General features: G+C 44.2%; 25 protein-coding genes. 2 read left to right on the forward strand and 23 right to left on the reverse strand.

What is annotated here, in order from left to right:
* Positions 1–268 precede the first annotated feature (268 nt).
* On the reverse strand, positions 269–1,861 hold the full coding sequence (locus KSZ58_RS08190) for a hypothetical protein (RefSeq protein WP_022300297.1): 1,593 nt from the start codon (positions 1,859–1,861) through the stop codon (positions 269–271).
* Entirely contained in the window at positions 1,851–2,561 is a 711-nt protein-coding gene (locus KSZ58_RS08195) for an ABC transporter ATP-binding protein (RefSeq protein WP_022300296.1), read from the reverse strand. The genes KSZ58_RS08190 and KSZ58_RS08195 overlap by 11 nt, the downstream gene beginning before the upstream one ends.
* 132 nt (positions 2,562–2,693) lie before the next feature.
* On the opposite strand from KSZ58_RS08195, the gene KSZ58_RS08200 reads away from it, so the two are divergent.
* Together KSZ58_RS08200 and KSZ58_RS08205 are read left to right on the forward strand one after the other, a co-directional pair.
* A complete protein-coding gene (locus KSZ58_RS08200) occupies positions 2,694–3,806 on the forward strand; it encodes a DUF2804 domain-containing protein (protein ID WP_244343581.1) in 1,113 nt (370 codons plus the stop codon).
* 112 nt (positions 3,807–3,918) lie between these two features.
* Positions 3,919–4,443, forward strand: a complete 525-nt coding sequence (locus KSZ58_RS08205) for a hypothetical protein (RefSeq protein ID WP_008818603.1) — start codon at positions 3,919–3,921, stop codon at positions 4,441–4,443.
* 145 nt (positions 4,444–4,588) lie between these two features.
* On the opposite strand, the gene KSZ58_RS08210 is transcribed toward KSZ58_RS08205, so the two are convergent.
* The 21 genes from KSZ58_RS08210 to rplE all read right to left on the reverse strand — a co-directional run bounded on the left by KSZ58_RS08210 (position 4,589) and on the right by rplE (position 18,306).
* Positions 4,589–5,290, reverse strand: a complete 702-nt coding sequence (locus KSZ58_RS08210; RefSeq protein WP_008818602.1) for a ribonuclease E inhibitor RraB — start codon at positions 5,288–5,290, stop codon at positions 4,589–4,591.
* A 125-nt stretch (positions 5,291–5,415) separates the two neighbouring features.
* Positions 5,416–5,997, reverse strand: coding sequence for an O-methyltransferase (locus tag KSZ58_RS08215; protein ID WP_008818601.1), 582 nt, complete (start codon positions 5,995–5,997; stop codon positions 5,416–5,418).
* Complete coding sequence (locus KSZ58_RS08220) at positions 5,994–7,172, reverse strand: CapA family protein (RefSeq protein WP_002607445.1); 1,179 nt, start codon at positions 7,170–7,172, stop codon at positions 5,994–5,996. The genes KSZ58_RS08215 and KSZ58_RS08220 overlap by 4 nt, the downstream gene beginning before the upstream one ends.
* Positions 7,169–8,155 carry a M15 family metallopeptidase gene (locus KSZ58_RS08225; RefSeq protein WP_008818600.1) on the reverse strand — a complete coding sequence of 329 codons (987 nt, stop codon included), beginning with the start codon at positions 8,153–8,155 and terminating at the stop codon, positions 7,169–7,171. Before KSZ58_RS08225 ends, KSZ58_RS08220 begins: the two co-directional genes overlap by 4 nt.
* Positions 8,156–8,367: 212 nt before the next feature.
* Positions 8,368–9,420, reverse strand: a complete 1,053-nt coding sequence (locus KSZ58_RS08230; protein ID WP_009269761.1) for a D-alanyl-D-alanine carboxypeptidase family protein — start codon at positions 9,418–9,420, stop codon at positions 8,368–8,370.
* Positions 9,421–9,937: 517 nt separating this feature from the next.
* Positions 9,938–10,303 carry a 50S ribosomal protein L17 gene (gene rplQ / locus KSZ58_RS08235; protein WP_002607442.1) on the reverse strand — a complete coding sequence of 122 codons (366 nt, stop codon included), beginning with the start codon at positions 10,301–10,303 and terminating at the stop codon, positions 9,938–9,940.
* Positions 10,304–10,330: 27 nt separating this feature from the next.
* Positions 10,331–11,290: a DNA-directed RNA polymerase subunit alpha gene (locus KSZ58_RS08240; RefSeq protein WP_008726983.1), complete on the reverse strand. Its 960-nt coding sequence runs from the start codon at positions 11,288–11,290 to the stop codon at positions 10,331–10,333.
* A gap of 28 nt (positions 11,291–11,318) precedes the next feature.
* On the reverse strand, positions 11,319–11,717 hold the full coding sequence (rpsK, locus tag KSZ58_RS08245; RefSeq protein WP_002607440.1) for a 30S ribosomal protein S11: 399 nt from the start codon (positions 11,715–11,717) through the stop codon (positions 11,319–11,321).
* A 21-nt stretch (positions 11,718–11,738) separates the two neighbouring features.
* Positions 11,739–12,104, reverse strand: coding sequence for a 30S ribosomal protein S13 (gene rpsM / locus KSZ58_RS08250; RefSeq protein WP_002607439.1), 366 nt, complete (start codon positions 12,102–12,104; stop codon positions 11,739–11,741).
* A 15-nt stretch (positions 12,105–12,119) separates the two neighbouring features.
* Complete coding sequence (gene rpmJ, locus KSZ58_RS08255; RefSeq protein WP_008979808.1) at positions 12,120–12,236, reverse strand: 50S ribosomal protein L36; 117 nt, start codon at positions 12,234–12,236, stop codon at positions 12,120–12,122.
* A gap of 24 nt (positions 12,237–12,260) precedes the next feature.
* Complete coding sequence (infA, locus tag KSZ58_RS08260) at positions 12,261–12,479, reverse strand: translation initiation factor IF-1 (protein ID WP_002607438.1); 219 nt, start codon at positions 12,477–12,479, stop codon at positions 12,261–12,263.
* Positions 12,472–13,245, reverse strand: coding sequence for a type I methionyl aminopeptidase (gene map / locus KSZ58_RS08265; RefSeq protein WP_002607437.1), 774 nt, complete (start codon positions 13,243–13,245; stop codon positions 12,472–12,474). Before map ends, infA begins: the two co-directional genes overlap by 8 nt.
* 2 nt (positions 13,246–13,247) lie before the next feature.
* A complete protein-coding gene (locus tag KSZ58_RS08270; protein WP_373144771.1) occupies positions 13,248–13,910 on the reverse strand; it encodes an adenylate kinase in 663 nt (220 codons plus the stop codon).
* A 4-nt stretch (positions 13,911–13,914) separates the two neighbouring features.
* Positions 13,915–15,219 carry a preprotein translocase subunit SecY gene (gene secY / locus KSZ58_RS08275; protein ID WP_008818598.1) on the reverse strand — a complete coding sequence of 435 codons (1,305 nt, stop codon included), beginning with the start codon at positions 15,217–15,219 and terminating at the stop codon, positions 13,915–13,917.
* Positions 15,220–15,221: 2 nt separating this feature from the next.
* Positions 15,222–15,662, reverse strand: a complete 441-nt coding sequence (gene rplO / locus KSZ58_RS08280; protein WP_008818597.1) for a 50S ribosomal protein L15 — start codon at positions 15,660–15,662, stop codon at positions 15,222–15,224.
* A 15-nt stretch (positions 15,663–15,677) separates the two neighbouring features.
* Positions 15,678–16,190 (reverse strand): 30S ribosomal protein S5, encoded by a 513-nt coding sequence (gene rpsE / locus KSZ58_RS08285; RefSeq protein WP_002607433.1) that lies wholly within the window; start codon positions 16,188–16,190, stop codon positions 15,678–15,680.
* 12 nt (positions 16,191–16,202) lie between these two features.
* The gene (gene rplR / locus KSZ58_RS08290) at positions 16,203–16,559 is read right to left on the reverse strand and encodes a 50S ribosomal protein L18 (RefSeq protein WP_002607432.1); all 357 of its coding nucleotides are present in this window, start codon (positions 16,557–16,559) and stop codon (positions 16,203–16,205) included.
* Between the two features lie 21 nt (positions 16,560–16,580).
* On the reverse strand, positions 16,581–17,126 hold the full coding sequence (gene rplF / locus KSZ58_RS08295) for a 50S ribosomal protein L6 (protein ID WP_002607431.1): 546 nt from the start codon (positions 17,124–17,126) through the stop codon (positions 16,581–16,583).
* Between the two features lie 21 nt (positions 17,127–17,147).
* Complete coding sequence (gene rpsH, locus KSZ58_RS08300) at positions 17,148–17,543, reverse strand: 30S ribosomal protein S8 (RefSeq protein WP_002607430.1); 396 nt, start codon at positions 17,541–17,543, stop codon at positions 17,148–17,150.
* Positions 17,544–17,564: 21 nt separating this feature from the next.
* Positions 17,565–17,750, reverse strand: coding sequence for a type Z 30S ribosomal protein S14 (locus KSZ58_RS08305; protein ID WP_002607429.1), 186 nt, complete (start codon positions 17,748–17,750; stop codon positions 17,565–17,567).
* A gap of 16 nt (positions 17,751–17,766) precedes the next feature.
* The gene (rplE, locus tag KSZ58_RS08310; RefSeq protein WP_002607428.1) at positions 17,767–18,306 is read right to left on the reverse strand and encodes a 50S ribosomal protein L5; all 540 of its coding nucleotides are present in this window, start codon (positions 18,304–18,306) and stop codon (positions 17,767–17,769) included.
* Positions 18,307–18,318: the final 12 nt, after the last annotated feature.

Genomic DNA, 18,318 nt, shown 5'->3' on the forward strand with positions numbered 1-18,318 from the left:
CGAAATGGATATGAATTTCTGTTTCCCCAAGTATGAAATCAGAATCAGGTATGCCTTTGATATGTGAGCCTTTTTCACCACAAGATCCATCAGCCAGTTTAGAGAAAAACGTAGTTATGTTATCCTGCAACGTCTAGCCACAGCCTTGTAATGGATAACGCAGACTGCTGCAGGAGTCAGATAGAAATTATTTTTGTCTGGATCCAAAGTCATTGGAATGGATACCGTGGCTCCTATTGGAACCAGGGAGTGCCAATAGCCTTAACCATCATTTCAAATGGAAGGTTTTCGGCGCTAGACGATATACTAGGAGAAGCGCAATCGGGATATATAGAAGTGTAGCAGCCAAAACACCGCTGACAAACAACAGACTTCCCTCCAGCTGCATGCAGAAATAGCAAAAAAGATACACAAGACCGTTGAGGATGGACATAAACGGGTTTTTCATATCAAACTGCTCATTATACGGCTGAAAGATATAGTAGACAAACAGATAATGAACACTGAAAAACACAGCCAGACAAAGCAAAGCAAAATCAAACAGAAGAAGCGTGGAGAGAGTATAGGGCAATCCAACAAGCACAACGGTGCTATTCATATACAGGCAAAGCACCATGATCAGCAGGAGATTATAGTAGCAAAGCTTTTTTAAGCGAAGTCGGAAATTTACCAGCACCGCCTCCCTGCTACGATAATAGCTGTAATGCAGCAGCGATACATCACAGTTCATAAACATCGCCTTACAGACACGCTGTGAGATGCTGAGGATATAGGAAAGGAATACAAATGGCGGAAGCAGCTCCAGAATATCCTTCGTGAGTTTCATATCATCCTTCAGCACGATCAGCAAACATGTCCCTGCAAGCCAGAGTGCTGTCATGACAGCCAGACGAAACCTTACCGGCTTATAAATCAGATGCTTATGACGGCGGAAGAATAGTTCATTTAAAAGGGCATAGCCCGTATTCTTTGTTCGATATTGCAGCTCCTCACTCGTATAGCTCTTTTCATCCACCGCTACCTCCATCTGCTTCATCTGGCTGCTGTCCAGCTTCAGTATTTCATAATTCTCCACAAGCAGACATGTCAGCAGCTCACTGTAAGCATGATAGCTGCTTTCAAAACGCAAATAGGGAATGATGGCTGCTGCACACACAAGTGCAAAGATGCAGAACAGCCATGGAGTAAAGCTGAAATCCACATTCAGCCAGTATAATGCATACAGCAAGATCAAGGAGCCAAGTGGAATGAGGAGCTTCCATGTATTCGCTTGCAAATAAAAGCTGTTTTTCCTTTGAAAGCGCCGCATCTGCAGCATGTCCATACACTGATGGGAGCCCAGATAGCCGAATCCGGCCATAAATGCATACCAGAAGGGAAACGAAAACATAAAGGACAGAAGCAGGCACGCCAGGAAGAGTCCGATCGCATTCATGCTATAGCTGTACCAGCTGCGGGAGCACAGACAGCGTCTGGCTGCCATATGCATCTGGCGGCTGAGAATAAAGGTTTCATCGTCCGCTGTGAGAAGCTTGCTGTTGCTTATGCTTCCTGCCACAAGACTTAACAGTACAAAGCCAAACAGAAATCCATTTCTAATCTGCACATCATTCGCACCCTTTTGCAGATTGATCAGCGGCACAGCAATCACCACAAACAGATACAGCAGATTCTTCAATAGGTTCATCAGGACATCCACCAAGAAGGAGAAGACACTCAGCACTCCCTTTAGATTTACAGCCGCATAACAGGATTCCTTCAAAAGCCTGCCAATCAGAGGGAGTTTTTTAAAGTAATAGAAAAATCCGTTCACCTTTCTGGTCATCCGAATCCGAAACAGCAGCAGAATATCACTCAGCATGCTTTACTTCCTCCTGCAGCAGTGAAACGATGCGATCCTCAAAATCATTTTGTTGCAGCAGATCATGACCGAGCTGTTCCAGTACCCCGTTATGCAATAGCACGATCTCATCACAGAGATCTCTTGCCAGCTGCAGAATATGGGTGGAGAATATGAGAATGTGTTCCTCCTTCATTTCCAGCAGCAAATGCTTCATTTCATTTGCCACAACAACATCAAAGGATGTCAGCGGTTCATCCAGTAAAATGATCTTCGGCCGTGAGATCAGAAATCCCAGCATCTGCAGCTTGTTCTTCATACCGTGACTGTACCCCTTAATCAGACGATGCCGGTCCTCCGCTACGATGCGCATCAGATCAAAATAGGAATCTATGGTCTTGGCAGAATCAATTTCCTTTGCATGAATATCCATATAAAAGCGGATATATTCAAAACCAGTCATAAATTCAGGCAGAATCGGGCTGGAATATGCATAGCCGATATCTCTGTCCTCTACCTTACGCAATTCTCCGTGCTCCTCAATCAGAACATCACCCTCACAGGGTATCTCGTGAGAAATGCAGTTAAACAGCGTCGTTTTACCACTTCCGTTCCTCCCCAGCAGGCCATAAATCTTCCCCTGTTCAAAAACAGCGCTGCCCCCTTTCAGCACTACTTTATCGTCATAGGTCTTCTTTACATTTTGTATATGCAGCTTCATAGGTATCCTCCCGGTTGTCCTTCTCTAATGCAGACACTGTATCCGTGTTTGACCGCTTATTTTACCGGCTATTTGATGGTCATGCGACAGCCTACGGCATCTGTAAGTTCAGGATACTCGTACGAAAATCATTTGTCAATTAAAATCAAGGATTTGCGTCATGATATTGTAATCCTGCAGGACACTGCCTATAATGAAGATAGAAGAACAGGAGGCTATTGTATGCGCAATCATGAGGTTACACAGCGTCATCCTCTGCTGGATGAGCATGGCAGTTTGAAAGAGGCAGGCTGGTCCCGTTCATTGCTGCAGGAATATCGCAGAGAGGATATTAAAGCAAAACGCTGGAGAATCAAGGAATGGGATTATTATCTGATACTGAACGATTTTTACGGTGTCGCCTTCACAATCTCCGATGACGGTTATATCGGACTGCAATCCGTTTCTCTTCTTGATTTTAAGAAGGGCTGGGAGCATACCGAAACCATACTGAACGCATTTCCAATGGGTAAGCTGAAGCTGCCGACCAGCTCGGAAAGCGGCTCCTGCCGATACAGGGATAAGCGACTCGATATGGAATTTCAGGTCATGAAGGGCAAACGCATTCTTCGCTGTGATTTTCGGAACTTCTATGAAGGAAAACCATTCCATTGTGAAATCACGCTGCATCAGCCGGATATGGACAGTATGGTAATTGCGACACCGTGGAAAGAAAAAAAGACCGCATTTTACTACAATCAGAAAATCAATTGCATGCGTGCTGAGGGAAATGTCAGCTTTGACGGTAACACAATACACTTTGATCCACAGGATTCCTTCGGAACACTGGATTGGGGGCGTGGGGTATGGACCTATGACAACACCTGGTACTGGGGAAACGGAAACGGCCTTGTGGAAGGAAAACCGTTTGGCTTCAATGTCGGCTACGGCTTTGGTGATACGACAGCGGCCAGTGAAAATCTACTGCTGTATGATGGTGTTGCACACAAGCTGGAGGATGTTACCTTCCACATACCGCCGGACAGCTATCTCAAGCCTTGGCGTATTACATCCAGCGACGCACGCTTTGAAATGTCCTTTCGACCGATTCTTGATCGTTGTGCGAAAACAAGTGCGCTCATCATTGTAACGGATCAGCATCAGGTTTTCGGCTACCTCAGTGGAACGGCCGTATTGGACGATGGAAGCATATTGAAGCTAGAGGATATGCTTTGCTTTTTTGAAAAGGTTCACAACCGCTATTAAATCATATCATTATTTTCAATTACCTATGTGATATGATTACATCCATAGGGCTTACGTATCATCTGTTCTAAAAGCCGAATAGGTCATTTCTACTTTAACGGGAGATAAGAAAATGAAAGCAAAAATAAGGTTGTCATTTATATTCGCCTGCGCAATCATTTTATCCGCATGTGAATTCAGCAAGGATACGGTTGATCCAAAGGATTATATGAACTATAATTATAAAAATCACGAGCAATTAAATGTTATAGAAGATAAGCAAAGCTTACTATATTTACTAAAACAAGGGGACACCTATCATCTGTTGATTTTTAAGAAGGATGGTTCATCCTATTCCTATGAAGGCGGCAGAGAATCTGATACACCTTTTGGCTATATGAAGGTTGGAACGCCCGATAATATCCATATCGTTATCTTTATCGATAACAGTATCGTGAAAGCAGAGCGCTATGAATTTGATTTGCGTGCTTCCAAGAATGATAAAGATAAGCTCACCATATCACTGGATGGATTATCAAATCTGGATACCTATCTTATCAAAAGCTATGACTTCCTTCCGCCTTATTCAAGTATTTCACAATTACGTTTTTACGATAAGCATGGAAAACGCATAGACGAAACAGTGTTAATTGATTGAAAAAAAAACCCGGTGCATAAAACTGGGGGGTTTTTCTTTACGAAAAAAATCTCTATAGTGCTATGAGCATTCAGCGAATAAAAGCAAGTGTTTCAAAGCTGAGAAAAAGACGCCGCAGTATGTGACGTCTTTCTATTTGTATGGCTTAATAAATAACCTTACTGCTCCATCCCTGATATTTACCATGATGCAGCTTCGCTTCGCCGGCAATATACAGGATATTTCCCATCAGCTTGACATCATCAATCGGTGTGATATGCAATACAATCAGCTCCAGGTCTTCATCCCCTCTTGTGATGACGAAGCCCTTATTGATAACCTCATTTTTAAAGCTGTCCATATCCTCGGCTGTCTGGAATACCACGCTGTGCTGAACCGGACGCTCATTTTCATGTACATCACCCTCCTGCAGCATGTCATCCATCAATTTCTTTGCCTGCTCCTTCAGAGCTGCCGTTTCACTCTTCAGGAGAGACGGAAAATCCGTATCAAATTCCTCTGCAGCATCCTGAACGATATCCTTTGCTTCCGCTGCCTGATTCTTCACAGCATCCGCAAAATCCTCAGCTGCTTCTTTTCCTTCTTCAAAAGCATCCTTTGCAAGATCTTTCAAATCCTCTGCAGCATCCGCAGCTTCTTTTTTCACAGTCTCCATACAGGAAGCGGGATCACTGATCGGACCTTCTTCAATTTCGTCATCCATATCCATTTCATTCAGGTCATCCTCATCCTCAAGAAGTCCCTGATCAAGATCAACGATCTGTTTTTCCTCATCCTTTTTCAGCTTGTAGGCAACCAGTGCCGCAGCTCCGGCAATTACCGCCAGTGCAGGTATTATCTTTTTCATAGTATCACCACTTTCTTGTTTCTATTGTATCACAAAACATGCGAAATGATACATGAAATAGCTTAATTTCAGGAATAGTTTCATTCCTTACTGCACCGGCTACGCCTTTTCTTTCCGATCTATACTCACACTTTTTTTCTGCTGATTCCCACACCGTCTCCAAAATCATAAAATTGTGTATCATAATCCTCACGCTGCTTCAGATACTCGACAAAATTTCCGATTTTACGTACCAGACTACGCAGATTGCGGCTTTTAATGTTTTCCGGATGCTCTACCAGACCATGGAATTTCAGATTATCCGTTATTACATATCCGCCCTTTTTCAGCAATGGCTCATAGCGCTCGAAAAACTTAGTGTACTGTGCCTTGGCCGCATCGATGAACAGCATATCAAAGCTTCCCTCAACGACTGTCTCCAGTGCATCACCAAACAGCAGTGTGATCCGGTCCTGCAAGCCGCTTCTTTTTACATACTCCACAGCCTGATCATAGCGATCCTTATCCCGTTCAATCGTGGTGATCTGTATATCCATATCCAGCATTGCCATACGGATTGCCGAATAGCCGATGGCACTTCCGATTTCCAGCACATGCTTCAGATTATGCTCCTTCAGAAAGGAGCACATAAAATCAATGCCCTCCTTCTGCATAATCGGCACATCATGTTCGTGCGCATACATCTCCATTTCTTCTATCAGCGTCATTTCGTATCCCCTTTTTCTATAACAGGTATTTCTGTAATCACCTTTTTTGTTCGTGCATACAGATCATTCAGGCGAACCTTCTGTCCGTCCACACCATTTAATCCATGCTGTTCCGCCAGCTCCTCGCTGTAATCACTCAGCTTATATACTGTGAAATTCTTTCTCGTATTCATAATATCCGCAGCATCTCCAGTATAATGTGTAATCAGTGGTTCCCATTTCACATTCTGGATGGAAATTTCACTGCTTTTTGCGTCTTTTACAAAATCGAAACGGATCATACCGCCAAGAACGTTATTTACATCCAGCATTCCATTCAGAAAATTGCCAAGTGAGTAAATGACCAGCGTCTTATTTCCATCCTTACCATCCATCCATGTTACCGGCTGAATCACATGCGGATGCTCACCGACAACAACATCAACACCCAAATCCGCAAACAGCTTTGCATACTTCTTTTGAAACTCCGTAGGGGCTGAAACATTTTCATCACCCCAATGCGCAGAAACAATCACAACGTCGCTGAGCTGTTTTGCCTTCTTCACATCCTCGCGAATCCGGTCCTCATCGAAATAAGCAACACTGTAGGGATTGGGTGGTTCAATTCCGTTTGTTCCATAGGTATAGGCAAGAAAGGAAAATGTGATTCCCTTGCGTTTGATTGTACGTATCGTATCCCGATCCTTCTGGGAGGTATAGGTTCCAGCTGTAATAATGCCCTTCTGTTTTGCCCAGATTTCATGAGAATAATCAATTCCCTCCTGATATTTATCCAGACAGTGATTGTTTGCCGTATTCACGATATCAAAGCCGGTATCCGCAACATTTTTAGCGATATCCGCAGGCGTGTTGAATGTCGGATATCCACTGATACCAAGCGCATCTCCGCCAACAATGGATTCCTGATCGATATAAGCAAGATCCGCTTTCTGAATATCCTTCTTTACATGCGTATACATTTCCGTAAAATCATATTTTCCATCATTCATCTCACCGGCAGCAGCATCCGCCTGCTTATATATCATTTCATGAATCAAATTATCTCCGACTCCGACAAAGGATACCGTTGTATTTTCATTTTTCGGATCCTCTTTCGGTGTTTCTTTTTCCTTATTCTCTGATGTACTGCATGCACACAGCAGCAGACTCAGCATCAAAACCATAAGCTTTTTCATTTCTGCACATCCTTTCTGGCAATATATTCATCCAGTGTAAGCCCCTGCTTCACAATTTCCTTAGCAATATCCTTTCCGACATAGCGCAGATGCCAGGATTCATACTGATAACCGGTCACATCCACCTTATCCTCAGGGTATCGCAGGATGAAGCCATAGTCTGCGATATGTTTAAGCAGCCAGTCATAATGCTCTGAGTTTTCAATTTCATTGAAATTTTCATTGTTAATGGTCACATCCACGGCAAGGGCGCTGTTATGCTCACTCTGTCCCGGGCGGGCATAGTATTTATCCGCATACTCCTTTCCCTGACTCTGCTCATAATAATCATACAGATTTTTCTGATATGCAAAGCTGCGATAGCTTGCAATTGCCTTGATATTGATTTGCTTTTCTTTTCCTGCCTTCACCAGCTCGGAAAATGCATTCGCAACCTCCTTGCGTAGATACTGAGGCTCGCTCTGACAGGAAAAATCTTCTCCAATTACACAGGCATTCGGAGTCTTTACCAAATTCTTAGGCTCATAATCATCCGGCAGCCGGTGATATTTATTAACCAGCAGTGCTACATCATCAGTATCCCTGATTATATCAACGTTGGTGAAATATGGCTGATCCAAGCCGATATTAACTTTCGTAACAATGTCCTGTACTGCCCTTTTTCCGTCATCGTATGCAATATAGCGCTCGGTTAACTCCTTGTGGTAGTATGGAAGCTTTAAAAACTCGCTGATGCGCTTCGCATCGTAATCCTTTTTCACAAAGGCAGTTGCCTGATCCAGATTCTTATCTGTTGTGATGGCACAGTAGACACTTCCCTTGTCCTTTACAAGCTTGTCGCCTGCCTGCTTCACAGCCGCAAGATTATCACAGCTTTTTGTATCCTCTACCCCATACTGTTTTAGGGCGTCCTCTTCCTCGTTGGAATTGCAGCCGGCAAGCAGAAACCCTGCCGTCATAAGTATCATCAGTTGTTTTCTCATATGTACATCCCTCGCTCCACCATATTATAACAGTTTCTGTTTATTCGTACAGTGACATCCGCAAAAAGCAGGTGAATCTTCCCTGTTTCTTAATATTATATATGGGAAGCTTGCTGTTTTTCCTCAATAATACGGCTGTCTTATGAAGCGGCGGACATAATGGAAAAAAGCGAACTCTATACAGGAATGTAGAGTTCACTTGTTTTCTATGCTTATACATCGCCCAGATATTCCTCCAGCGTGATCCCCTGTGACATAATCCGGGATGCGATTTCTTTCCCAACGTAGCGAACATGCCATGGCTCGTATTGATAGCCTGTAATGCTTTCCTTACCTGCCGGATAGCGCAGAATAAAGCCATAGTCTGCACAATGGGCATTCAGCCATCTCCCACCCGGCGTATTGCCATACCCGTTATCCAAGGCACCGATGTCAAAGGCAAGACCGCTTTGATGCTCCGAATGTCCCGGTCTTGCTGAATAGGTATCAGCAAGCTCCTGTCCATCCTGTGCGACATAGCTGTTATACAAGGAAGCCTGATATGCATAGGAACGATAGCCGCTGATCAGCGGCATGGAATAACCAGCAGCCTCAGCTCCGACCTGAAGCTGCTGCAGAGCTGCGTAAGCATTGGAATCCATCCCTCCGTAATTCTGTGGCAGTGCATGCTTTTTATTCACCAGAAGCACTCCGTTGACGTAATACGGCTCGACAGATGCAGCTTCGGAACCTTCTGTCTGTGATGATGACGCTTCATCAGAAGAAGAAGGATTTTTTTCCTTCAGCTCCGGCTCTGTTTTTTTCTCTACCGTTACCGTAAACTTTTTTTCTGCACTGTTTCCATTTAAATCCTGTGCATGTATGGTGATGGTGTAGCTCCCCGCCTCCAACACATTCAGTTTGCTGTCAATCCAATAGCTTCCGGCTGCTTTTTTGTTTGCTTTCTTCAAGGGTCCGTCAATCGGATCACGAACGCTTTTTATATTATCTGCGACATCATACTTCTGCCCATATTCCAGTGTAATATGATTCTCCTTCAGCTTTATTGTCGGTTTTCTTGTATCCTTTACTTCAACCGTATACGGTATTTTTTTCGTCTGCCCTTCATAGGTCAATACATAGGTGATTGTCTGACTACCTGTTTTCTTTGTATTAACGTTCGGGTAGGTTTTCACTTCACCAAATGAATGCTTTACAAAGGAGCGGCTGTCTATCTTTTCCCCATATTCCAGAATCTGGCGATCCTTTTGGAATGTTATCTCCATCTTTGCATAATCCTGTTCCTTTTTTTAATTTTGTGGCCAGATATAGCCAACAACGGCGGAAGCTGCAAGTATTATCGCAATACCGGCAATGAGAACTTTTTTCTTCATTCGCATGAGCTACCCACATCCTTTACAACACTATAATACTACAATGCAGGTAAAAAGAATACAGGTAACCTTTTTTTCAATATAAAAAGACACTGCTGAATCGTATGTTAACGAAACCACAGATCTGTATTCAATTTCTTTTTTTCCATCAAATACATGATATGTCTATCGCATAAGATTATTTGTTTAATGCGAATGCATGAATCCTCCATATTCATAAATTTAATACGGGAGGAATTCTATTATCGCCTGCACAACAACAGTTGTGATCATACAGGAGCCCTCGTCAAACAATTCCAGTTTAACAGCTGATCTGCCTTTGTCACTGGTCCTAAAAAAGGATGTCTAAATTACCGTAGGGATAAAAAAACTGCAGCGCTATGGATTTGCGTTGCAGTTCTCATGTTATTTATTTAACTAATTCAATGATTGCCATAGGTGCTGCGTCTCCGCGACGTACTCTTGTCTTAACAACACGAGTATATCCACCCTTACGGTCTGCATAAGCAGGACCGATTTCTTCAAACAGCTTCTGCAGAGCAGTCTGTCCTGTTTCTTCATTGACAACAACATCACGTACAAAGCTTGCAGCCTGACGACGAGCGTGCAGGTCTCCACGTTTTGCCAGTGTGATCAGTTCATCAACAACGGAACGAAGTTCCTTTGCTTTCATTTCAGTAGTTTCAATCTGACCGTAAGCGATCACGGATGTCGCCATGTTACGTAATAAAGCTTTACGGTGGTCAGCCTTACGTCCTAATTTACGATTCCACATTGGTCCATTAACCTCCCTTGCGAATATTTATTCGTATGACTTGAAACTCAGTCCCAAATCATAGATCTTATCTTTAACTTCCTTTAATGATTTCTTACCCAGGTTTCTTACACGCATCATTTCATCCTCTGTTCTCTGTGTCAGTTCCTCCACAGTCTGGATTCCTGCACGCTTCAAACAGTTATAGGAACGTACGGATAAGTCAAGGTCTTCAATCATCATGACAAGTCCCTTATTCTGTACCTCACCCTGTGCTTCCTTCATCACGGATTCCATATCGTTTACTGCTTCGTGAACATTCGTCAGCAGCTCCAGATGGTCGATCAGAATTTTGCTGGCAAGTGCTACGGCTTCTGCAGGACTCAGTGAAGAGTCTGTCCAGATTTCCAGAGCAACCTTGTCATAGTGAGCATCCTGTCCAACACGAGTCGGCTCCACATTATAGGATACCTTTTCGATTGGTGTATAAATTGAATCTGTGTAAATGATTCCCAGAGGCTGATTTGGTGTCTGGTACAGCTGCTTGTTTGTGTCAGCACTCACGTACCCGCGACCAATACGAGCCTGCAGTTCCATTTCCAGCATTCCGCCCTCTTCCAGTGTACAGATGTGCAAGTCCTTGCTTATTACCTCCACACCTTCCGGGCAAATGATATCAGCACCGGTTACTGCGCCTGGACCCTGTTTTGAGATACGCAGGGTATAAATTTCATCATCCTGAATACTCATCACAAGGGTTTTGATATTTAAAATGATTGCCGTTACGTCCTCTACAATTCCAGGAATTGAAGTGAACTCGTGGTAAACACCATCAACTTTAATTGAAAATACGGCAGCTCCCGGTAAAGAGGAGAGCAAAACACGTCTTAGTGCATTTCCAATGGTTGTACCAAAACCTCTTTCCAAAGGTTCAAACACAAACTTCCCGTAATGTTGAGATTCATCATATTCTTTTACTTCAAAATGTGCACGTTCGAATTTTTGCATAGTTTACCTCCTCAATTACAGTTAATCATTAACCACGTGGTCGTTTAGGTGGACGACAACCGTTGTGCGGGATCGGTGTCACATCGTTGATCAATGTGATTTCCAGTCCTGCTACCTGCAGAGCTCTTACAGCTGCTTCACGTCCTGGTCCCGGACCCTTTACGCTAACTGCAATTACTTTCATACCATTCTCTATTGCTGCTTTTCCTGCAGCTTCTCCAGCCATCTGTGCTGCGAAAGGAGTGGATTTACGAGATCCCTTGAATCCTAAAGCACCAGCACTAGACCATGCTACAGCATTTCCGTTTTCATCAGTAATAGTAACGATGGTATTGTTAAATGTTGAGTGGACATGTGCAACTCCACGAGCAATATTCTTGCGTGCCTTACGTTTACCACGTGAGTTCGCTTTTACGTTCTTTGCCATTATTTACTTCCTCCTATCGTCCTATTTCTTTTTGTTTGCTACTGTACGAACTGGACCTTTACGCGTACGAGCATTTGTCTTTGTACGCTGTCCGCGTACTGGTAATCCTCTTCTGTGACGGATTCCACGGTAGCATCCGATTTCCATTAAACGCTTGATGTTTAACTGAACCTCACGACGCAGGTCACCTTCAACCTTTACACCATCGATTTCGTTACGGATTGCATTTACCTGATCTTCTGTTAAGTCTTTTACACGGATATCTTCGCTGATTCCAGTTTTAGCCAGAATTTTTTCTGATGTGGAGCGACCGATACCGTAAATATACGTTAATGATACTACTACGCGCTTATCGCGTGGTAAGTCTACACCTGCAATACGAGCCATTACATTACACCTCCGTTAGTTTCCCTGTCTCTGTTTGTGTTTTGGATTTTCGCAAATAACCATGACGCGGCCTTTACGTTTGATAATGCGGCACTTATCGCATATTGGTTTGACAGATGGTCTTACTTTCATGCGTTTTCCTCCTTAATTCACGACTTACTTGTGTCGGAATGTTATACGCCCACGTGTTAAATCATACGGTGAAATCTCTACGGTAACACGGTCCCCTGGTAAAATGCGAATGTAGTGCATGCGGATTTTACCAGAAACGTGAGCCAGAATTTCGTGTCCGTTGGCCAGTTTCACCTTAAACATTGCGTTTGGCAGAGTATCTACGACAACTCCGTCAATTTCAATAACATCTTGTTTACCCATTATCTGGACGTTCCTCCTTATTCAGTGTTGTGAGTATTTCATACCCACGGTTTGTAATCACAATCGTGTGTTCGAAATGAGCTGCCTTGCTGCCGTCTCTAGTGACGACACCCCAGCCATCCTTCAACATTCTTGTCTGTGGTTTGCCCGCGTGAACCATCGGTTCCACTGCCAGCGTCATACCCTCCTGCAGGAGGATGCCGCGGCCTGCCGGGCCAAAATTTGGAACTGTCGGATCTTCATGGACAGAAGTTCCAATACCATGTCCTGCATAGTCTCTTGGAATCGAATACCCGTGCGTAAACACATATTCTCCGATTGCATGAGAAATATCAGTTAAATGATTCCCCGCTCTGGCCATTTTTAAACCTTCATACAAGGATTCTTCACTGACACGCATCAGTCGCTGATCTTCCTCGCTGAGCTTGCCAACGCCATAGGTCCAGGCAGAGTCTCCATGGTACCCCTGATAACAGGCACCGATATCTACTGAAACAATGTCTCCGTCGCATAAAACGGTATCGCCTGGGATACCATGTACTACGACAGAATTTATAGAAATACAGGCTGCTGCCGGAAAGCCGTACAGACCCTTGAATGACGGTGTTGCACCGTTTTCCAGAATCACATTTTCAATGATTCTATCCAATTCCTGCGTGGTAATTCCGGGCTGCATTGCTGCACTTGCTGCACGATGTGCAAGCGCAACAATTATACCCGCTTTTCTCATCTTTGTCAACTCCTGATTTGTTTTGGCTTTCACCATTCCTATTTCTCCAGAGCTGTCAGTGTATCATTCCATACGCTGTCAATCGGCTGACTCGCATCAATTCTTGTGACGATTCCCTTACTATCATAATAGTCAAGCACCGGAGCCGTCTGTGAACTGTACTCTTCCAGACGCACTGTTAAGCTTTCCACAGTATCGTCCTTGCGCTGGAATAATTCTCCACCACATACATCGCAAACATTATCGGTTTTACTCGGCTTTGATTTGATGTGATAGATTTCTCCACATTCCTTGCAAATGCGGCGTCCGGTTACACGATCTGCCAGCTTTTCAAAGTCAATTTCAAGTGCGATGACTTTGTCAATGGCAAGCTCGCTGCCTTCAGCCAGTGCATCGAATGCTTTGGCCTGGTCAAGTGTTCTCGGATAGCCGTCCAGCAGGAAACCGTTTTTCTTGTCTTCCAGCTTTTCCAGATAACTCTTTACCATATTGTTAACGACTTCGTCGGGAACCAGCAGTCCTTTATCCATGAAGCTTTTCGCCTCCATGCCAAGAGCTGTTCCCTTTCCGATTTCACTGCGGAAGATATCTCCCGTGGAAATGTGGTTAACGTTAAACTTCTCGACGATTTTGGCAGACATCGTACCTTTTCCGGCACCAGGTCCTCCCATAATCAGGATATTCATAGGTTCACCTTCTATCGTTTTATCTCTGCAGGAATCCGCGGTAGGATTTCTGTGTCAGGCGTCCCTCGATCTGTTTTACCGTTTCCATTGCCACACCGACAACGATGATGATTCCGGTTCCACCAATACCCATTGACTGTGGAAGATTGATGCCTGGAATCAGAGGCAGTGCATGCGGCAGAACAGCGATAAAGGCAAGCCCGATTGCTCCCAGAACCGTGATTCTGCACAATACTTTGTTAACATATTCTTTGGTCTCCGTACCCGGACGGATTCCCGGGATATACGTACCGGATTTTCCGAGGTTCTCTGCGATTTTTTCCGGATCCACCTGCAGCTTCGTATAGAAGAAGGTGAATAACAGTATCAAAACCACATAGATCACAAGGCTGACCGGAGTCTGCATTCCCATATAGGTTTCCAGTGTTTTGACCCAGCTTGCTGCTGGCCAGACCATTTTGCAGATCTGCAGCGGCGCAACCATGATGGCGGATGCGAAGATGACAGGAATTACGCTGGCGGAATTGATTTTCAGCGGCAGGTAAGTCATGTCCTTCTTACGAGTCGTTACAGTACTGGATGTATACTGAATCGGAATCTTACGTTCTGCTGTCTGCATGAAGACGACGAATACGATAATCAGCAGATAGGACACAATATAAAGTCCGAATGTCAGAATACCATTGAAGGTTGCACTGCTGTTGCTTGGATCCACCAGTGTCTGCCATGCTGTTGTAAACTGATATGGCAGTCTGGAGATGATACCGGCAGCAATGATCATGGAAACACCGTTTCCAATTCCCTTCATGCTGATACGGTCTCCAATCCACAGAATGAACATGCTGCCTGCTGTTAACAGAGTCGCAACGTACAAAATAGAAGCCCATCCGCTTCCATTTACCAGCAGTGTTTTATACTGTGTGGAGAAACTGTAAACCAGTGTGGATGCCTGGAAAAAGCTTAATACGACTGCCAGATAGCGTGTATAACGGTCAATCTGCTTCTTTCCGGTTGCTCCGCCCTTAGCCAGTTCGGTAAGCGCAGGAATGACATCCATGGATAACAGCTGAATAATAATGGAGGCAGTAATGTATGGACCAACACCCATCGCAAAAATGGAAAGCTGCTCCAGACCACCACCGCCCAGCATATTAATCATCGCAAATAGTGAGCTGTCCTGCATACCTTTTATCAATTCGGTTACATCTACGCCCGGTACAGTGATTGCTGAACCGAAGCGAAAGACGAACAACATGGCAAGAGTAAAGAATATTCGGTTACGAATATCTTTATTCTTGAACATGTCTGCAAAGGTCCTAAACATGATTAGATAACCTCTGCTTTTCCGCCTGCCTGCTCAATGGTAGCGATTGCTGATTTAGAGAATTTGTTTGCTTTTACGCTCAGCCTCTTCTCCAATTCACCTTCGCCCAGGATTTTAATACCATCCAGTTCTTTCTTTACTAATCCACATTCAATCAACAGTTCCGGAGTTACTTCCGTACCGTCTTCAAACCCGTTCAGGGATGCAACGTTTACGATAGCATATTCCTTGCGATTGAAGTTTGTAAATCCACGTTTTGGTAAACGTCTAGCAAGTGGTGTCTGACCACCTTCAAAACCTAAACGAACGCCTCCGCCAGATCTTGCTTTCTGTCCTTTGTGACCCTTTCCTGCTGTTTTACCATTTCCGGAGCCATGACCGCGACCAACACGGTAGCTTTTCTGTCTAGCTCCTTCAGTATATTTCATTTCATGTAATTTCATGTTCTAATCCTCCTATTAACCGCGAATTTCTTCTGGTTTTTTACCACGGAGACGAGCAACTTCCTCGATCGTTTTCAGATCTTTCAGGGCAGAGATCGTAGCACGAACCATGTTGATTGGTGTACGGCTTCCCAGACACTTGGAAAGGATATCGTTGATACCAGCCAGCTCCAGGACTGCACGAACAGGACCACCGGCGATAACTCCGGTACCTTCAGAAGCAGGACGCAGGAATACTTCTCCAGCTCCGTATCTTCCAGTGATTGCATGAGGAATTGTAGTTCCTACAACAGGTACTGTGAAGACATTCTTCTTAGCATCTTCGATTGCTTTCTTAATTGCATCAGGTACTTCGTTGGCTTTACCTGTACCAAAGCCGACGCGGCCCTTCTTGTCACCGATAACAACCAGAGCTGCAAAGCGGAAACGACGTCCACCCTTGACTACTTTTGTTACACGGTTAATGGTAACTACGCGTTCTTCAAATTCTTTTTCAGCATCGCGATTTCTTCTTGGTCTACGTTCCATTCGCATAACCTCCTAAAATTTCAAGCCAGCAACTCTTGCTGCTTCGGCCAATGCCTTTACACGCCCTGTGTAAACATATCCACCACGGTCGAATACGACACCAGTGATGTTCTTTTCAATTGCACGCTTTGCAATTTCTGTTCCTACAGTTTTAGCGGCTTCAACATTTCCACCGTTTTCTAACTTTAATTCTACACTACTTGCAGATGCCAGGGTTACACCGTTAACATCATCAATGATCTGCGCGTGAATGTTGCTGTTTGAACGGAAAACGTTCAGGCGGGGACATTCAGGAGTACCGCTGATTTTGGTACGAACACGCACGTGACGGCGCATACGCTCGTCATTTCTAGAAACTTTCTTAAGCATTGTTCAATTTCTCCTTTCCCACTATTTCTTACCTGCTGTTTTACCTTCCTTACGACGAACATATTCACCTTTATAGCGAATACCTTTTCCTTTGTAAGGTTCTGGTTTTCTCACAGCACGAATGTTTGCAGCGAATTCACCAACGCGTTGTTTGTCAATTCCTGATACTTTGATATCCGTAGCAGAAGAGCATTCTACCTTCAGACCGTCTTCTACAGCGAACTCAACCGGGTGGGAGTACCCAACGTTTAAGGTCAGCTTGCTTCCGCTTACAGCAGCACGGAAACCGATACCTACCAGTTCCAGTTCCTTTGTAAAGCCTTCGGACACACCTTCCACCATGTTTGCCAGCAATGCACGGGTTGTACCATGCAGCTGTTTCACATGCTTTTCGTCGTTAGGACGAGTTACTGTCAATACATTTTCTTCTACCTTGATTCCCAAAGCAGGGTTAAACTGACGAGTTAAAGTTCCCTTGGAACCTTTAACAGTCACCTCATTCCCGGCAGCGATGGTTACTTCAACGCCGGCAGGAATGGTAATCGCTTTATTACCGATACGTGACATTTTCTTACCTCCGTTAAGCTCTTACCAAACGTAAGCGATGACTTCACCGCCAACATGTTTAGCTTTCGCTTCTTTATCTGTTATCACACCGTGGGATGTAGAGATGATTGCAATTCCCAGTCCGTTCATTACGCGAGGAATGGAGTCCACCTTTGCGTAAACACGTAAACCTGGTTTTGAGATTCTCTTCAGCCCGTTGATTACTTTTTCGTTGTTAGGACCATATTTCAGAGTAACTGTGATGGTTTTCTTAACATCACCATCGACTGTATAGTCTGTGATGAATCCTTCATTCTTTAAAATCTTAGCGATTTCAACTTTTTCTTTGTTTGCAGGAATTTCCACTGTTTCGTGACGAGCCTGAAGCGCGTTACGAACTCTGGTAAGCATATCTGCAATCGGATCTGTCATAATCATGACTGTATTCCTCCTATCTGACTACCAACTTGCCTTTTTCACACCCGGGATCTGACCTTTGTAAGCCAGCTCACGGAAGCAAATACGGCAGAGTTTGTATTTACGTAAAACTGAGTGAGGACGTCCACAACGCTCACATCTGGTGTACTCGCGCACTTTGTACTTCTGAGGACGTTTTGATTTATTAACCATTGCTTTTTTTGCCATATACGTCTAAGTCCTCCTATTTCTTGAAAGGCATGCCCATTTCTTCCAGCAGTGCCTTTGCTTCTTCGTTCGTGTTGGCTGTCGTAACAATAACGATATCCATACCGCGAACCTTGTTGATCTTATCGTAATCGATTTCCGGGAAGATCAGCTGTTCCTTTACACCCAGAGTGTAGTTTCCACGACCGTCAAAGGAAGTGGCACTGACACCACGGAAGTCACGTACACGAGGCAGCGAGATGTTCATCAGCTTATCCATGAAATCATACATTTTTTCTTTTCTCAGAGTAACCTTACATCCGATCGGCATTCCTTCACGAAGTTTGAAGTTTGCGATGGACTTCTTAGCTTTTGTGATTACCGGAGCCTGTCCGGTGATCTGTGCCAGCTCAGCAACTGCTTCATCCAGCACTTTTGGGTTTGAAATAGCTTCACCGATACCCATATTGATAACGATTTTATCTACGTGAGGTACTTCCATGACTGATTTGTAGTTGAATTTCTTCATCAGGCTTGGTGTTACGACCTCTTTATATTTCTGTTCTAGGCGATTCATCCTTTAGCCTCC

The sequence above is a fragment of the Erysipelatoclostridium sp. DFI.2.3 genome (assembly GCF_019132535.1).
In the GTDB taxonomy this organism is placed as follows: domain Bacteria; phylum Bacillota_I; class Bacilli_A; order Erysipelotrichales; family Erysipelotrichaceae; genus Clostridium_AQ; species Clostridium_AQ innocuum.

What these genes read in the sequence shown, in the direction of transcription:
- KSZ58_RS08220 (WP_002607445.1), bottom strand. Translation starts at nt 7,172, where the DNA reads ATGAAAAAGCTTATGGTTTTGATGCTGAGTCTGCTGCTGTGTGCATGC.
- rpmJ (WP_008979808.1), bottom strand. Translation starts at nt 12,236, where the DNA reads ATGAAAGTAAGACCATCTGTCAAACCAATATGCGATAAGTGCCGCATT.
- map (WP_002607437.1), bottom strand. Translation starts at nt 13,245, where the DNA reads ATGGTGAAAGCCAAAACAAATCAGGAGTTGACAAAGATGAGAAAAGCG.
- KSZ58_RS08240 (WP_008726983.1), bottom strand. Translation starts at nt 11,290, where the DNA reads ATGCAAAAATTCGAACGTGCACATTTTGAAGTAAAAGAATATGATGAA.
- rplE (WP_002607428.1), bottom strand. Translation starts at nt 18,306, where the DNA reads ATGAATCGCCTAGAACAGAAATATAAAGAGGTCGTAACACCAAGCCTG.
- rplF (WP_002607431.1), bottom strand. Translation starts at nt 17,126, where the DNA reads ATGTCACGTATCGGTAATAAAGCGATTACCATTCCTGCCGGCGTTGAA.
- KSZ58_RS08210 (WP_008818602.1), bottom strand. Translation starts at nt 5,290, where the DNA reads ATGAAAAAGATAATACCTGCACTGGCGGTAATTGCCGGAGCTGCGGCA.
- rpsM (WP_002607439.1), bottom strand. Translation starts at nt 12,104, where the DNA reads ATGGCTCGTATTGCAGGTGTAGACTTACCACGCGATAAGCGCGTAGTA.
- KSZ58_RS08195 (WP_022300296.1), bottom strand. Translation starts at nt 2,561, where the DNA reads ATGAAGCTGCATATACAAAATGTAAAGAAGACCTATGACGATAAAGTA.
- secY (WP_008818598.1), bottom strand. Translation starts at nt 15,219, where the DNA reads ATGTTTAGGACCTTTGCAGACATGTTCAAGAATAAAGATATTCGTAAC.
- KSZ58_RS08230 (WP_009269761.1), bottom strand. Translation starts at nt 9,420, where the DNA reads ATGGAGATAACATTCCAAAAGGATCGCCAGATTCTGGAATATGGGGAA.
- rplR (WP_002607432.1), bottom strand. Translation starts at nt 16,559, where the DNA reads ATGCTTAAGAAAGTTTCTAGAAATGACGAGCGTATGCGCCGTCACGTG.
- KSZ58_RS08215 (WP_008818601.1), bottom strand. Translation starts at nt 5,997, where the DNA reads ATGACGCTGATAGAAGAAATGGAGATGTATGCGCACGAACATGATGTG.
- infA (WP_002607438.1), bottom strand. Translation starts at nt 12,479, where the DNA reads ATGGGTAAACAAGATGTTATTGAAATTGACGGAGTTGTCGTAGATACT.
- rpsK (WP_002607440.1), bottom strand. Translation starts at nt 11,717, where the DNA reads ATGGCAAAGAACGTAAAAGCGAACTCACGTGGTAAACGTAAGGCACGC.
- rplQ (WP_002607442.1), bottom strand. Translation starts at nt 10,303, where the DNA reads ATGTGGAATCGTAAATTAGGACGTAAGGCTGACCACCGTAAAGCTTTA.
- rplO (WP_008818597.1), bottom strand. Translation starts at nt 15,662, where the DNA reads ATGAAATTACATGAAATGAAATATACTGAAGGAGCTAGACAGAAAAGC.
- KSZ58_RS08190 (WP_022300297.1), bottom strand. Translation starts at nt 1,861, where the DNA reads ATGCTGAGTGATATTCTGCTGCTGTTTCGGATTCGGATGACCAGAAAG.
- KSZ58_RS08225 (WP_008818600.1), bottom strand. Translation starts at nt 8,155, where the DNA reads ATGAGAAAACAACTGATGATACTTATGACGGCAGGGTTTCTGCTTGCC.
- KSZ58_RS08205 (WP_008818603.1), top strand. Translation starts at nt 3,919, where the DNA reads ATGAAAGCAAAAATAAGGTTGTCATTTATATTCGCCTGCGCAATCATT.
- KSZ58_RS08305 (WP_002607429.1), bottom strand. Translation starts at nt 17,750, where the DNA reads ATGGCAAAAAAAGCAATGGTTAATAAATCAAAACGTCCTCAGAAGTAC.
- rpsE (WP_002607433.1), bottom strand. Translation starts at nt 16,190, where the DNA reads ATGGAACGTAGACCAAGAAGAAATCGCGATGCTGAAAAAGAATTTGAA.
- rpsH (WP_002607430.1), bottom strand. Translation starts at nt 17,543, where the DNA reads ATGATTATGACAGATCCGATTGCAGATATGCTTACCAGAGTTCGTAAC.